Annotated in this window: 13 protein-coding genes; all 13 read left to right on the top strand. The window is 66.2% G+C overall.

Annotated features, from left to right (window positions below; translation table 11 throughout):
• Positions 1–36 precede the first annotated feature (36 nt).
• The 13 genes from QRM89_RS08550 (at position 37) to QRM89_RS08490 (ending at position 13601) form a co-directional block, all read left to right on the top strand.
• Complete coding sequence (locus QRM89_RS08550) at positions 37–510, top strand: GspH/FimT family pseudopilin (RefSeq protein WP_274341612.1); 474 nt, start codon at positions 37–39, stop codon at positions 508–510.
• Positions 494–865: a type II secretion system minor pseudopilin GspI gene (gene gspI / locus QRM89_RS08545; RefSeq protein ID WP_274341613.1), complete on the top strand. Its 372-nt coding sequence runs from the start codon at positions 494–496 to the stop codon at positions 863–865. Before QRM89_RS08550 ends, gspI begins: the two co-directional genes overlap by 17 nt.
• On the top strand, positions 862–1464 hold the full coding sequence (gene gspJ, locus QRM89_RS08540) for a type II secretion system minor pseudopilin GspJ (RefSeq protein WP_011269514.1): 603 nt from the start codon (positions 862–864) through the stop codon (positions 1462–1464). The genes gspI and gspJ overlap by 4 nt, the downstream gene beginning before the upstream one ends.
• A complete protein-coding gene (gene gspK / locus QRM89_RS08535) occupies positions 1461–2453 on the top strand; it encodes a type II secretion system minor pseudopilin GspK (RefSeq protein ID WP_103700242.1) in 993 nt (330 codons plus the stop codon). Before gspJ ends, gspK begins: the two co-directional genes overlap by 4 nt.
• Positions 2450–3514: a type II secretion system protein GspL gene (gene gspL, locus QRM89_RS08530; RefSeq protein WP_285447782.1), complete on the top strand. Its 1065-nt coding sequence runs from the start codon at positions 2450–2452 to the stop codon at positions 3512–3514. Before gspK ends, gspL begins: the two co-directional genes overlap by 4 nt.
• Positions 3511–3963, top strand: a complete 453-nt coding sequence (gspM, locus tag QRM89_RS08525) for a type II secretion system protein GspM (RefSeq protein WP_285447781.1) — start codon at positions 3511–3513, stop codon at positions 3961–3963. Before gspL ends, gspM begins: the two co-directional genes overlap by 4 nt.
• Positions 3960–4676 (top strand): type II secretion system protein N, encoded by a 717-nt coding sequence (gene gspN / locus QRM89_RS08520; RefSeq protein WP_285447780.1) that lies wholly within the window; start codon positions 3960–3962, stop codon positions 4674–4676. Before gspM ends, gspN begins: the two co-directional genes overlap by 4 nt.
• A gap of 364 nt (positions 4677–5040) precedes the next feature.
• Complete coding sequence (locus QRM89_RS08515) at positions 5041–5763, top strand: GntR family transcriptional regulator (RefSeq protein ID WP_029216943.1); 723 nt, start codon at positions 5041–5043, stop codon at positions 5761–5763.
• A 45-nt stretch (positions 5764–5808) separates the two neighbouring features.
• Complete coding sequence (locus tag QRM89_RS08510) at positions 5809–7086, top strand: sugar MFS transporter (protein ID WP_225042647.1); 1278 nt, start codon at positions 5809–5811, stop codon at positions 7084–7086.
• 40 nt (positions 7087–7126) lie between these two features.
• A complete protein-coding gene (locus tag QRM89_RS08505; RefSeq protein WP_011038510.1) occupies positions 7127–8194 on the top strand; it encodes a LacI family DNA-binding transcriptional regulator in 1068 nt (355 codons plus the stop codon).
• Positions 8195–8200: 6 nt separating this feature from the next.
• Entirely contained in the window at positions 8201–9229 is a 1029-nt protein-coding gene (locus tag QRM89_RS08500) for an SIS domain-containing protein (RefSeq protein WP_011038509.1), read from the top strand.
• Positions 9230–9231: 2 nt separating this feature from the next.
• Entirely contained in the window at positions 9232–10386 is a 1155-nt protein-coding gene (gene nagA, locus QRM89_RS08495) for an N-acetylglucosamine-6-phosphate deacetylase (protein ID WP_285447779.1), read from the top strand.
• A 551-nt stretch (positions 10387–10937) separates the two neighbouring features.
• A complete protein-coding gene (locus QRM89_RS08490) occupies positions 10938–13601 on the top strand; it encodes a TonB-dependent receptor (protein ID WP_285447778.1) in 2664 nt (887 codons plus the stop codon).
• Positions 13602–13614: the final 13 nt, after the last annotated feature.

Below are 13614 nucleotides of genomic sequence, written 5' to 3'. Positions count from 1 at the left end.
CTGGCATCGAGTGGCTCCCGTGCGCCGCAAACACGCATGCGCGCCGCGCTCCCGTGCGCGTGCAATGCACGGGGTTTCACCCTGCTCGAAGTGCTCGCCGTGCTGGTGATCACCGCGCTGGCCAGCACCGTGGTGCTGCTGACCCTGCCCGACACGCAGCGCACGCTGCCCGACCAGGCCGATGTGCTGGCCACCGCGCTGTCGCATGCGCGCGATGAGGCCATCCTGAGCCTGCGCATGACCGAGGTGGTGCTCAGCGCCGGGGGCTATGCCTTCCGCCGCCAGGCACGTGAGCGCTGGGTGGCGCTGGACCAGGTGCCGTTTACGCCCGTGCAATGGCCGGAAGGGGTACGCACGCAGCTGCCGGAGGGTGCGACGCAGGTGAGCGTGCGTTTCGACCCGACTGGCGCCGCCACGCCGCAGCGCCTGGCGTTGGGGCAGGGCCAGCAACGCGTGCAGGTGGTAGTGGATGCAGTGGGCACGGTGCGGGTCGATGCAGCGGCGCGCTGACACCCAAGCAGGGTTCTCGCTGCTGGAATTGCTGGTCGCCTTGGCGATCTTCGGCATGGCGGTGGTGGGGTTGTTGAACCTGTCCGGCGAAAGCACGCGCACCGCGGTGATTCTGGAAGAGCGCGCGCTTGCCGCAGTGGTGGCGGAAAACCAGGCGATTGAAGCACTGCTTGTGCCGGCGGCCATTGCCGCGGTACCTGCCGCAGGGCAGGAATCAGCCGGTGCGCGCGGCTGGGACTGGAAGCGCACGGCAACACCCGCCGGGCAGGGCATGCTGCGCATCGCTGTCAGCGTGCACGCGGCCGGGCAGGCGCAGGAACTGGCCAGCCTGCAGGTCGTGCGGAGTACCGAGTGATGCGCCTGCGCCGCGCCGCTGGTTTCACCTTGATTGAACTGCTGGTGGCGTTGGCGGTGTTTGCGTTGGTGGCTGCCGCGGCAGTGGGGGTGTTGCGGCAAAGCATCGAGCAGCGCGCTGCGGTGCAGGCGCGGCTGCAGCAGCTGCGCGATTTCCAGATTGCGCACGGGTTGCTACGCAGTGATCTGCAACAGGCCGCGGTGCGGCGCACGCGTGGCAGTGATGGCGTGCCTGCGCGGACTGCCTTTGTGGCCACACCACCCGGCGCACAAGGCCCGCTGCTGGCGTTCGTGCGACGCGGTTGGAGCAATCCGGATCAGGCGCCGCGTGCATCGCTGCAGTACGTGGAATACCGGCTGGTGGAGGACCGGCTCGAGCGCAGCGCACGTCCAGCGCTGGATGGTGCAGTGACCGGCGCACCACAGGTACTGCTGCGTGGCGTGCGTGCGGCCACCGTGGGGTTTCATTACCGCGCGCAATGGAGCGATGGCTGGAGCGGTGGTGTGGCGGCGCTGCCGGATGCGGTGGCACTGGAGCTGGAAATGCAGGACTGGGGCCGCGTGCGGCAATTGTTCCTGGTGCCGGAGGGGCGCGAATGAGCAGGTTTGGGGGGGCTCACCGGCAGCGCGGCGTGGCCTTGCTCACCGTGTTGCTGTTGGTGGCAGTGATGACCGTGCTGATGGTTGCGGTGCTGGATGACTTGCGCTTTGGCTTGCGCCGCAGCGGGAACGGCGAGGCCATGACGCAGGCGCAGTGGTACGCACTGGGTAGCGAAGCATTTGCGCGCCAGCGACTGCAGACCCTGTCCAGGCGCGACCCGCTGCGCACCACGCTGGACGGCGGGTGGGATGACCAACCGCTCAGCTTTCCGCTGGAGGGCGGCAGCGTGCAATTGCGCCTGCGCGACCGCGGCAGTTGCTTCAACCTCAACAGCGTGGTGTTCGGTGCGGCCGAGCAATGGCAACGCAGCGAAGAAGGCGTGCGCCAGTACGTGGCCTTGTTGCGCACGCTCGGCATCGCGCCGGCGCAGGCCGATGCGCTGGCCGATGCCCTGGTGGACTGGATCGACAGTGACCAGCAACCCGGCGCACAGGGCGCAGAGGACGCCGCATATCTGCAGTCTGCGCTGCCGCTGCGCACCGGCGACACCTTGCTGGCGGGTGTGAGCGAACTACGCGCCATCGCCGGCTACACACCTGCGTTGCTGACGCGCCTGCAGCCGCATGTGTGTGCGCTGCCGAGCGGGCGCCTGTCGCAGGTGAACATCAACACGCTGCGCGCCACCGATGCGGCCGTGCTGGTGGCCATCGCCGAAGGCACGCTGGACCTGGGCGCGGCGCGCCGCCTCATTGCCGCGCGCCCGGCCGGCGGCTGGCGCGACGTGCAGGCGTTCTTCCGCCAGCCGGCATTGCTGCAGGTCACCGTGCCCGATGCGATGTACGAACAGATCGTGCTGCGCACCGAATATTTTGCGCTCTACAGCCAGGTCGACTACGCGGGTGCCGAGGTCATGCTGGAAGCGTTGCTGCAACAAGCGCCAGCCGGGCGGATCCGCCTGGTGGCGCGCCAATGGAGTTCCGATCAATGAGTACCACCTTGCTGTTGCTGCCGGCCGATGCAGGCGCAGCCGCCACCGCCGTGCATGTGGATGGGCAGGGGCATGTGCGCGTCCATGGCACAGCTGCGTCGACCCCAGCCGCGGCGCGCACGGTGCTGGTGGTGCCGGGCACGCAGGTGCACTTGCGCTGGCTGGCCCTGCCCGGACGCAGCCCGGCGCAATCGTTGGCAGCTGCGCGCCTGCAGCTGGCCGAGCATCTGGCCAGCGATGTCAGCACGCTGCATGTGGTGATTGCCGCCAACGCGCAGGCCGATGGCACGCGCCTGGTGGCCGCAGTGGAGCAGGCAACCCTGCACCAGTGGCTGGAACGTGCCGCGCAGCACGGCATCGTGCCCGACAGCGTGGTGCCGGAGTGTCTGCTGCTGCCCACGGTGGACGCTGATGCGCCACCGACGGTTGTGCAGTGGGACGGGCGTTGGCTGGTGCGCGGCGCACGCCTGGCCTGCAGCCTGGAGCCGGAGACCGCACAGCTGGTGCTCGATGCACAGGGCCATCCGTCGCCTGACCCGCCTCTGGAGGATCCAACGCAAGTCATTGCCATCTTCGCCCGCCATGTCGCGCACGCCCCGATCGAATTGCGTCAGCACGCCTTCGCACGCGCCACGCCGCAGCGGCGCGGGCTGACGCCGCGCAGGCTCGCATGGCTTGGCGTGTTGCTGCTGATCTCGCCGCTGCTGTTGCTGGGTGCACAGGCACTGCGTTATGAGATCGGCGCGCAGCTGTTGCAGCGCCGCGCTGTGGCGGTGCAGGGCGTGCAAGCCACCGGCGCACCGCCGGTGTCGGCCGATGCATTCGCAGCGCAGCTCGCCGCGGTGATCGCCGCGGTCGATAGCGTGCCCGGTGCCGAGCTCGACACCCTTGCGTATCAGCAAGCGCAGCCAGTGCGCGCAACGCTGGTGCATGACGATGACGCGCAATTGCAGCAACTGCTGGCACGCTTGCGCAGCGCCGGCTGGCAGGTGCGCCCGGGCAGCAGCCAGGCGGTCGAGACCAGGCTGCAGACCCCCTTGGAATTGGAGCCACCCCGATGACCGCCTTGCGACACCGCAGCCATCGTTGGTGGCAACAGCGCGCACCGCGCGAGCGCGTGATGCTGGCCGTGATGGGCGCGGCAATCGCTGCCTTCATGGCGTGGTACGCCATCCTCGTGCCGCTGCGGCAATGGCGCAGCACAGCGCAGGCGCGCTATGACACCGCCGCACAAGCCCTGCTCGACGCACAGGGCCGGCAACGCAGCGCGGTGGTGACCTTGGCGGACATCCTGCAGGCCGCACGCGATGCTGGTGTTGCCATTGGCCCTGCGCCGCGTGCGGTCGCCGGCGCAGTCGAACTGCAGATCGATGCCGTCAACAGCCCGGCGTTATTCGCTTGGCTGGAACGCCTGCGCACTGCGCATGGCTTAGCCCCCACGCAACTGCAGATCACCCGCCACGCGCAGCAGTTGCAGGTGCGCTGTCGCTTCGAGGGCATCACGCCATGAGGCTGCTGCGCTGGTCGTTGCTGGTGCTCGGTGTGCTGATCGCCATTGTCATTGCCACCTTGCCGTTGCGGTGGGTGCTGCCTGCACAGTCGCTGCCGATCGCGGTGCTGGAGGCACAAGGCTCGATCTGGAACGGCAGCTTGCGCGGCGTCACCTGGAAGGCGCAGCCCATCGGCGATGTGCAGGTGGCCCTGCAGCCGTGGCCGCTGGTGCGCGGCGAGCAGCGCGTGCGGCTCGCCACGTCCACGGCAGCGCTCATCGCCCTGCAGGGTGCGCGCCACGGCATCGACCAAGGCAATGGGCGCGTGCTGCTGCGCCAACCCGGTGGCATCACCTTGCTGGATCTGGCAGTGGACCTGCGGCAGGTGCAGGCCGTGTTCGACGCCACCCGCTGCGTACAGGCCGCAGGAGAGGTGACGGTGCAGATCGTGCCAACCAGCGCTGGCGAAGCGGTCGGCCTGCTGCCGCTGCGCCTGCGCGGCAGCCCGCGCTGCAATGACGCTGCGGTGGAACTTGCACTGCAGCCAGATGGCGGGATGCCCGATGGCATGCAGCTCAGCGCGGAGTTGCGCCTGCAACACGACGGCCACTGGCAATGGCGCACCCAGGTCGACCCCGGCAGCGACACCGCCCTGCACCTCGGTCTGCAATTGCTGGGGTTTGTGCCAACGCAGGAGCGCCGCCTGCTTCGTGTTGATCAGGGCACGCTGTAACGGCGCGCCATCCACGTAGCCGGCTGCACGTTTTCTACCGATGGGATGGAGGACGGACGCGCCCTGCCAGACAGCGCGCTGGTCTGTGCAGCGGCTGAATTGGTCTGCTTCCACTCACCTTGAGTGGCCGCGAAACGCCAGCCAACGCCATAGCTCGAAGGGCTAACCGTCCCGTCTCCTCACTGATCTTCCGTGGCTACCCATCGCTTTCTTTGGGCGCGGCGCCATGACAGATGACAGGCCTACCCGTCGCGTCCGGGCACAGGGCTGGTATGCCGACGCCGATTGGTACTATATTGGACCTAACGAATCCTGCCAGGTGAGAACACCCATGGCCAAGGCCAACGCGGAGGGGGACAAGCGACTGGACGACCTGCGTCTTGACGCCTCCGCGCCCACACCGCTGTACCTGCAGCTGGCCGCCAAGCTCGGCGAGGCGATCCGCGGTGGTCACTGGAAGGCCGGCGAAGCGCTGCCCGCCGAGCGCCAGCTGTGCGAGCGGCTGCAGATTTCGCGGGTCACCTTGCGCCAGGCGGTGGATGCGCTGGTCGAGCAGGGCCTGGTCTCGCGCCGCCAGGGCGCCGGCACGTTTGTCACCTCGCACATCCAGCACCAGCTCAGCGGCTTGACCAGTTTCAGCGAGACGCTGCGCATCAAAGGCTACGAGCCCGGCACCAAGTGGCTGGAACGGCGCCTGCGGCCCGCGCATGGCGAGGAAATCCTGCGCCTGGGGTTGTCGCCGGATGCGGCGGTCGCCTCGCTCACCCGCCTGCGCAGCGCCGATGACCGCGTCATGGCCTACGAGCACGCCGTATTGCCGCAGCGCGTGGTCGCCGACCCGGAGCAGGTGGGCGATTCGCTCTACAGCTTTCTCGATGCGCAAGGCACCCCGGTGGTGCGTGCGCTGCAGTACTTCCGCGCGATCAATCTGCCGGCACGGCTGGCCGAACACCTGCGCATGAAGACCGGCGAGGCGATCCTGCATGTGGTGCGCGTGGGCTACACCCGCGACGGCAGCGCGATCGAACTCACCGACACCTATTGCCACAACGACTTCTACGACTTCGTCGCCGAACTGCGCCGCTGACGCCCACGGCATCCCCCCGCACGACAACCTAGAGCCAGCCGATCCATGACTACCGCCAGGCCCGCAAATCCCGTTGTCTCGATCGCCATCGTCGGCGTGCTGTTTTTCATCATCGGCTTTTTCACCTGGATCAACGGGCCGCTGATCACCTTCGTGCGGCTGGCATTCGATCTCAACGAGGTCAATGCGTTCCTGGTGCTGATGGTGTTCTACCTGTCGTACTTTTTCCTGGCGCTGCCCTCGTCGTGGATCCTCAAGCGCACCGGCATGAAAAAAGGCCTGGCGCTGAGCCTGGTGGTGATGGCGCTGGGCGCGGCAGCGTTCGGGCAATTCGCCACGCAACGCTGGTATCCGGGCGCACTGGCCGGCCTGTTCGTGATCGGTAGTGGTCTGGCGCTGTTGCAGACCGCGATCAACCCATACATCAGCATTCTCGGGCCGATCGAAAGTGCGGCGCGGCGCATCGCGCTGATGGGCATCTGCAACAAGATTGCCGGCATCCTGGCACCGATCCTGATCGGCTCGCTGGTGCTGCACGGCATCGGCGATCTCTCCACCCAGGTGGCCGCAGCCGATGCGGCGACCAAGCAGCAACTGCTCAACGCGTTTGCCGCCAAGATCCATGCACCGTATCTGGTGATGTCCGGCGTGTTGCTGGTGCTGGCGGTGGGCGTGTTGTTCTCGCCGCTGCCCGAACTCAAGGCCTCCGAAGCCAATGCCACGCCGGGCAGCGCTGGCGCGGCGCAGAAGTCCAGCATCTTCCAGTTCCCGCATCTGTGGCTGGGCGTGTTGTGCCTGTTCGTGTATGTCGGTGTGGAAGTGATGGCCGGCGATGCCATCGGCACCTACGGCCACGGCTTCAATCTGCCGCTGGACAGCACCAAGCTGTTTACCTCCTACACGCTGGGCGCAATGTTGCTGGGCTATATCGCCGGCCTGGTGCTGATTCCGCGGGTGATTTCGCAGGCGCGCTACCTGAGCGTGTCTGCGCTGCTGGGCGTGCTGTTTTCGCTGGGGGCGCTGTTCACCCACGGCTATGTGTCGGTGGGGTTCGTGGCCGCGCTCGGTTTTGCCAACGCCATGATGTGGCCGGCGATCTTTCCGCTGGCCATCCGCGGCCTGGGCCGGTTCACCGAGATCGGTTCGGCGTTGCTGGTGATGGGCATTGCCGGCGGCGCGATCATTCCGCAGCTGTTCGCCATTCTCAAACAGCATTACGACTTCCAGGTGGTGTTCGCCGCACTGATGGTGCCGTGCTACCTGTACATCCTGTTCTATTCGCTGCGCGGCCACCGTGTGGGGCTGCCGGCTCAACCGAAATGAGTGACGCGGCATGATGCGTTCAGACGAACAAGGCACGAGTATGCGCAGGCCCACCATCAAAGATGTCGCCGAGCGCGCCAAGGTCTCCTTGAAGACCGTGTCGCGCGTGATCAACAACGAACCGTCAGTGATGCAGGCCACGCGTGCGCGCGTGCTGCGTGCCATCGCCGATCTCGATTACGAACCCGATCCGTCCGCGCGCAACCTGCGCAGCGGCACGCCGTTCGTGATCGGCCTGGTCTACGACAACCCCAACCCGTACCACATCATCGGCATCCAGAACGGCGTGTTGGCCGCCTGCCGCGAAACCGGGTTCGGGTTGCAGATCCATCCCTGCGATTCCACTTCGCCGCTGCTGGCCGAAGAACTGGCCGAATGGGTGCAGCGCTCGCGCCTGGCCGGCGTGGTGCTGACCGCGCCGATGTCCGAGCGCCCCGAATTGCTGGCCGGCCTGGCCGCGCGCGGCATCAAGAGCGTGCGCATCATCGCCTCCACCACCGACCCGGGCGATGGGCCGTGCGTGTACATCGACGACCGCGATGCCGCCTATGAAATCACCGAGCATCTGATCCAGCTTGGGCACCAGCGCATCGGCTTTTTGTGGGGCGGCCCGCAGCACCGCTCCAGCGGCGAGCGCTACGCCGGTTATGAAGCTGCGTTGAAGGATTACGGCATCAGCCTGGACAAGCACCTGGTGATACCGGGCGACTACACCTTCGACGATGGGTTTCGTGGTGCGCGCCGGTTGTTGTCGCTGCGCGAGCCGCCCACGGCCATCTTCGGCAGCAATGACGAGATCGCCGCCGGCGTGCTGGCCGCGGCCAAGTCCACCGGCATGAACGTGCCGTACCAGTTGTCGATCGCTGGATTCGAAGACAGCCCGTTCTCACGGCAGTCGTGGCCGGCGTTGACCACCGCCAAGCAGGCCACCGAAGACATCGCGCGGCACGCCGCACGCCTGCTGATCAGCCAGTTGCGCAGCGACGCCTACGACGACCAGCCCGCGCAACTGCAGAACCGCGGCTTCGTGCCGCAGTTGGTGGTGCGCGGCTCCACCGCACCGGCGCAACCGCCGGCCGCCAAGTCCCCCTCCCCCGAATCCGCCTGAGCTCCGATGAATCTCCCCCAGGAAACCGACACCTTGATGTTCCGCGAGGCGGCCGAAACCGCCGACGTGGTCGCTGCACAGTTCGCGCGTAATGCCGACACCATCGCCACGTTGGCGCAGTCGCTGCGCGAGAACCCGCCGCCGTTCGTGGTGACCTGCGCGCGCGGCAGTTCCGATCACGCCGCCACCTACGCCAAGTACCTGTTCGAAACCCAGCTTGGCATCGTCACCGCGTCGGCTTCGCCCTCGGTGGGCTCGGTCTATGTGGCGCCGTTGCAGCTGCGCGGCGCGCTGTACATCGTGATTTCGCAATCGGGCAAGAGCCCGGACCTGCTGCGCAATGCCGAAGCCGCCAAGGCCGCCGGTGCGCGCGTGGTGGCGCTGGTCAACGTGGAAGATTCGCCGTTGGCGCAGCTGGCCGAGGTGGTGATTCCGCTCGGTGCCGGCCCGGAAAAGAGCGTGGCCGCGACCAAGAGCTATCTCGCCTCGCTCGCCGCTGTGCTGCACCTGGGCGCGGTGTGGAAGAACGACCCCGCATTGCTCGCCGCCGTGCAGCAGCTGCCGCAGCAGCTGCGCAGCGCCTGGCAGGCGGATTGGTCCGCACTCACCAGCGGCTTGAAGCCGGCGCACAACCTGTTCGTACTCGGCCGTGGCCTGGGCCTGGGCGCGGCGCAGGAAGCCGCGCTGAAGTTCAAGGAAACCTGCGGCCTGCACGCCGAGGCCTACAGCTCGGCCGAGGTCAAGCATGGCCCGATGGCCTTGGTGGGCCCGGGCTTCCCGGTGCTGGTGTTCGCGCAGCCGGATGAAACCGGCGCAGGCACGCGCGCCCTGGCGGAAGAATTTCGTGCACGTGGCGCGCAGGTGTGGCTGGCCGCGCCCGATGGCGACCTGCCGCTGGCCGATGCCGCACACCCGGCGTGCGCACCGTTGCTCACCGTGCAGAGCTTCTACCGCGCCATCAACGCGCTGGCTCTGCAGCGCGGGCATAACCCCGATCTGCCGCCGCATTTGAACAAGGTCACGGAAACGGTTTGAACATGGATGCTTCCCCGATTCAAGCGCTCTGGAATGCACGCGTGCTCACCGATGACGGCCTGCAGGACGGCCTGGCCGTGTTGCTGGACGGCGCGCAGATCCAGGCCGTTGTCGCGGCCGACGATGCGCGCGTGGCGCAGGCCGGCACGCGCGTGGATCTGGGTGGCGCCACCCTGCTGCCCGGCTTCATCGACATCCAGGTCAATGGCGGCGGCGGGGTGTTGTTCAACAACGCCTGCACGCCGCAGGCGCTGGCGACGATCGCCGCAGCGCATCGCCGCTACGGCACCACCGGCATGTTGCCCACGCTGATCAGCGACACCGCCGAGGTGATGGCCGAGGCCATCGCCGCCACGCGTCAGGCGATCGCACAGGGCGTGCCAGGCGTGCTCGGGATTCATCTGGAAGGCCCGTACCTGAGCCCGGCGCGCAAGGGCACCCACGACGCACAGAAGTTCCGCGTGCCCGACGCGCACGAGATCGCGGTGGACACCTCGCTGGACAACGGCGTCACCCTGATCACGCTCGCGCCCGAGCGCGTGCCGCTGGACGACATCCGCGCCTTTGTCGCCGGTGGTGCAGTTGTGTTTGCCGGCCATACCGCCGCCACCTACGAACAGGCGCGCGACGGCATTGCCGCCGGTGTCCGCGGCTTCACCCATCTGTACAACGCGATGTCGCCACTGGCCGGGCGCGAGCCCAACGCCGTGGGCGCCGCGCTGGAAGATCCCGCGGTGTGGTGCGGCGTCATCGTGGACGGCGTGCATGTGCATCCTGCCAGCCTGCGCGTGGCGCTTGCCGCCAAGCCGCACGGCAAGCTGCTGCTGGTCACCGACGCCATGCCGATGGTCGGCGCCGACAGCCCCAGCTTCGATCTGTACGGCGAAACCATCACCGCCATCGACGGCGTGGTACGCAATGCCGCCGGTGCGCTTGCCGGCTCCGCGCTGGACATGGCCACCGCGGTGCGCAACAGCGTGCAATGGCTGGGCGTGGATCTGGCCGAAGCCGCGCGCATGGCGTCCACTTATCCGGCGCAGTGCATCGGCCTGGGCGAGCGCCTGGGCCGCATCGCACCGGGTTACCAGGCCGACCTGGTGCTGGTGGATGCGGATGTGCAGGTGTTGGCGACCTGGGTGGCCGGGCAGCGCGAGTAAGCGTGCGTGCCGGTGCGTGGATCCATGCTGCGCGGCGAGTTGCCGCAGCCGCATGGATTCGCAGCACTTCTGCAGCAGAAGTCGAGCGCTTTCTGGTGAGAGCGTTGCGTACGAGTACGCGCCACATCAAAGCGTGCAAACACTTTGCATCGCAACATCTGCGTGCGCAGCCTTATGGCATCACGGTTCCATGCGCAGTGGTCTGCCTGCACACCAAAAAGAATGCGATGGTGATCACGTCGTCATTCCGTTATCTGCGTTGAATTCGACGAATTACACATAAATCAGGCTGTTTTTGTCGTTGAGTTGACAGCACGGCTTGCGGGAGGCACCTTCGCTGATAACGTTGTCAGCGAACAGGAGCACGCTCCGAATTCATGCAGACGTTGCCGCCGATCATGCATCGGTCTGGCGCCTTGACCCGCACGCCACGAGGCAGTGCGGGACGCTGCTCGCATCCGGCACAGGGGACGGATTGCGGGCATGGCACGCGCATCGCGCGTTCTTGCGCAACTCACCGGTTGCGACGTATCAGCCTAGAGGTCCACGCAATGGTGTATCCCCGTGTGTTCGAGTTGTCCGGTCATGGCCTGTGTCATGCGCGTGCACCGCATCGTTCGCCACTGAGCGCAGCGGTCCGTGGTTTGCTGTTGGGTGGCGCGGCTTTTGCCAGCACTGCGGCACTTCCCGCATTCGCACAGGAACAGCCTGCACCCGCCCAGCAACAGGCACCCGCGCAAACCAATCCATCGGTCTCCACCTTGGATGAGATCAAGGTGGTGGGCTATCAGGCCAGTCTCGGCAAGGCGCTCAATGTCAAGCGCAATGCCGATGCCATCGTCGATGCGATCAGCGCCGAAGACATCGGCAAATTCCCCGACACCAACGTCGCCGAGTCGCTGTCGCGGCTATCCGGCATCACCGTGGACCGCCAGTTCGGCGAAGGCGAAAAAGTCAGCATCCTCGGTACCGACCCGGCACTCAACCGCGTGTTGCTCAATGGTCAGACCATCGCCTCCACCAGCTGGGGTGGCGACCCCAACGACCCGGACAGCCGCTCGTTCAACTACAGCACGCTGGCACCGGAAGTGGTGGGCCTGATGGAGGTCTACAAGACTCCTGAGGCGCGCATCGATGAGGGCTCGATCGGTGGCACCGTGATCGTGCACACGCGCAAGCCGCTGGAGCTGGAGCGCAACACGCTCACCGGCACCGTGAGCTACGGGTACAACGATCGTTCCGAAGAAGGCAAGCCCAATGCCTCCGCGTTGTATAGCTGGAAAAACCAGGATGAAACGCTCGGCGTGCTCACCTCGGTGATGCATTCGCAACGCGTGCTGCGCCGCGACGGTGTGGAGATCTTCGGCTATGACGATGTGGCAGGCGCGGGCTTTCCCGCTGCCGTGGTCGGTAACAACACCGGGGTGTTTCCCACCTCGATCAACACCGCCTTGTTTCAGCAGACGCGTAAGCGCGATGGCGTCAGCGCCGCACTGCAGTGGAAGCCGGATGCAGACTTCGAGCTCAACCTGACCGGCCTGTACGTCAAGGAAAGCTTCGACAACTACAACCAGAGCCGCTACGGCTATTGGGGCTCCACGCCTGGTGATGCGCAAGCGCTGGGGTTCGAAAACGGCATCGCCACCTCCGGCACCTTCGGCGACCAATCCAACACCTATCTCGACGGCTACCTGCGCAACAGCGAGGTCAGTACCGGCAGCATCCACCTGCGCGCCGACTGGCATGGCGATGGCTGGAATGCCTCCAGCCAGGTGGGCTACACCAGCTCGCAAGGCGGCGCCGAACGCATCTACGGCATCCAGTTCCGCAACCTGGCCGGCTATAGCTACAACATCGACGGGCGCCGCACCGCGATGGACTACAGCACCGACCCCACCAACGCGGCAGCGATGCAACTCAACAATGCCTCGGCCAGCCATAGCCCGCAGTACGACAAGGAACGCTACCTGCAGCTGGACTTCGACCATGCGGTGGAGTGGGGCCCGTTTACGCAGATTCTCACCGGCATCAAGCTCACCAATCACGCCACCGGGCAGTCCTCGTACAGCCGCACCTGGAACCCGAACGATGGCAGCACGCTGGCCGCGTTCTCGCCGGGCACCACGCCCTCCGGCTATCTGGACGGGCTATCGACCAGTGCCGACATGCAGCGCTGGTCGACGATCAACAGTGGCGCCATCAGCCAGTACATCGGCGGGCTCGAAGGCGATGAAGGCTTGCCGATCAGCTATGCGGGCAACTACAGCATCGAAGAACAGAACCGCGCCTGGTTCCTGCAGGGCAATTTCTCCGGCGAGCGTTATCGCGGCAACATCGGTGTGCGCTATGTGCATACGCGCGACTCCACCGATGGCTATAGCTACGCACCGGGCGGTGGCTATACGCCGGTGAATTTCCTGAGCAGTTATGGCAAGTGGCTGCCGGCGTTCAACATTGCCTACGACCTGCGCGACGATCTGATCATGCGCTTCGCCGCCTCCAAGGTCATCGCGCGGCCGCGCTACACCAACATGACCCCGTACGTGGCCACCGACGACACCACGCTGACCGCCTCCACCGGCAACCCCGGCTTGAGCCCGTACGAGTCGACCAACCTCGGCGCATCGCTGGAGTGGTACTTCACCGACAGCAGCGTGCTCAGCGGCGAATTCTTCTCGCGCGATATCTCCAACTACATCCTCACCACCGTGCAGGACCGGGTGTTCTTCAACAATGCCACCGGCGGCTCCAGCACCTACCAGACCTCGGTACCGACCAATGCCGGCGATGCCAAGGTGCGCGGTGTGGCGGTCAATCTGCAGCACAACTTCGGCAATGGCTTCGGCGTGGTGGCCAACTACACCTATTCCGATTCCAACACCGATGGCGACTACAGCCTGCCGTACAACTCGCGCAATGCGTACAACATCAGCCCGTACTACGAGCAGGGCAAGTGGAGTGCACGCGTCAACCTGGGCTGGCGTTCGGAATACTTCACCCAGATCGGGCGGCTCAACGGGCAGCAGATGACCGATGCGTTTACCCAGGTGGATGCGTCGGTGGGCTATCAGGCCACCGAGCGGCTGCGCGTGGCGCTGGAAGCCACCAATTTGCTGGATGAGACCTACTTCAGCTACATCGGCAACAAGAACCAGCCGTACTACCTGTACAAGAATGGCCGCTCCTTCATGCTGAGCCTCAACTTCAAGCTGTAGCTGTACCACCTGG

The sequence above is a fragment of the Xanthomonas sp. LMC-A-07 genome, from assembly GCF_030208825.1.
GTDB classification, from domain to species: domain Bacteria; phylum Pseudomonadota; class Gammaproteobacteria; order Xanthomonadales; family Xanthomonadaceae; genus Xanthomonas; species Xanthomonas campestris.
Note: the sequence above shows the minus strand (reverse complement) of the source record. Positions and strands in the feature narration are given on the sequence as shown.

Bases quoted from the DNA above. Each gene is read 5' to 3' on its own strand.
- QRM89_RS08550 (WP_274341612.1), top strand. From the start codon at position 37: ATGCGCGCCGCGCTCCCGTGCGCGTGCAATGCACGGGGTTTCACCCTG.
- gspI (WP_274341613.1), top strand. From the start codon at position 494: ATGCAGCGGCGCGCTGACACCCAAGCAGGGTTCTCGCTGCTGGAATTG.
- gspK (WP_103700242.1), top strand. From the start codon at position 1,461: ATGAGCAGGTTTGGGGGGGCTCACCGGCAGCGCGGCGTGGCCTTGCTC.
- gspL (WP_285447782.1), top strand. From the start codon at position 2,450: ATGAGTACCACCTTGCTGTTGCTGCCGGCCGATGCAGGCGCAGCCGCC.
- gspM (WP_285447781.1), top strand. From the start codon at position 3,511: ATGACCGCCTTGCGACACCGCAGCCATCGTTGGTGGCAACAGCGCGCA.
- gspN (WP_285447780.1), top strand. From the start codon at position 3,960: ATGAGGCTGCTGCGCTGGTCGTTGCTGGTGCTCGGTGTGCTGATCGCC.
- QRM89_RS08510 (WP_225042647.1), top strand. From the start codon at position 5,809: ATGACTACCGCCAGGCCCGCAAATCCCGTTGTCTCGATCGCCATCGTC.
- QRM89_RS08505 (WP_011038510.1), top strand. From the start codon at position 7,127: ATGCGCAGGCCCACCATCAAAGATGTCGCCGAGCGCGCCAAGGTCTCC.
- QRM89_RS08500 (WP_011038509.1), top strand. From the start codon at position 8,201: ATGAATCTCCCCCAGGAAACCGACACCTTGATGTTCCGCGAGGCGGCC.
- nagA (WP_285447779.1), top strand. From the start codon at position 9,232: ATGGATGCTTCCCCGATTCAAGCGCTCTGGAATGCACGCGTGCTCACC.
- QRM89_RS08490 (WP_285447778.1), top strand. From the start codon at position 10,938: ATGGTGTATCCCCGTGTGTTCGAGTTGTCCGGTCATGGCCTGTGTCAT.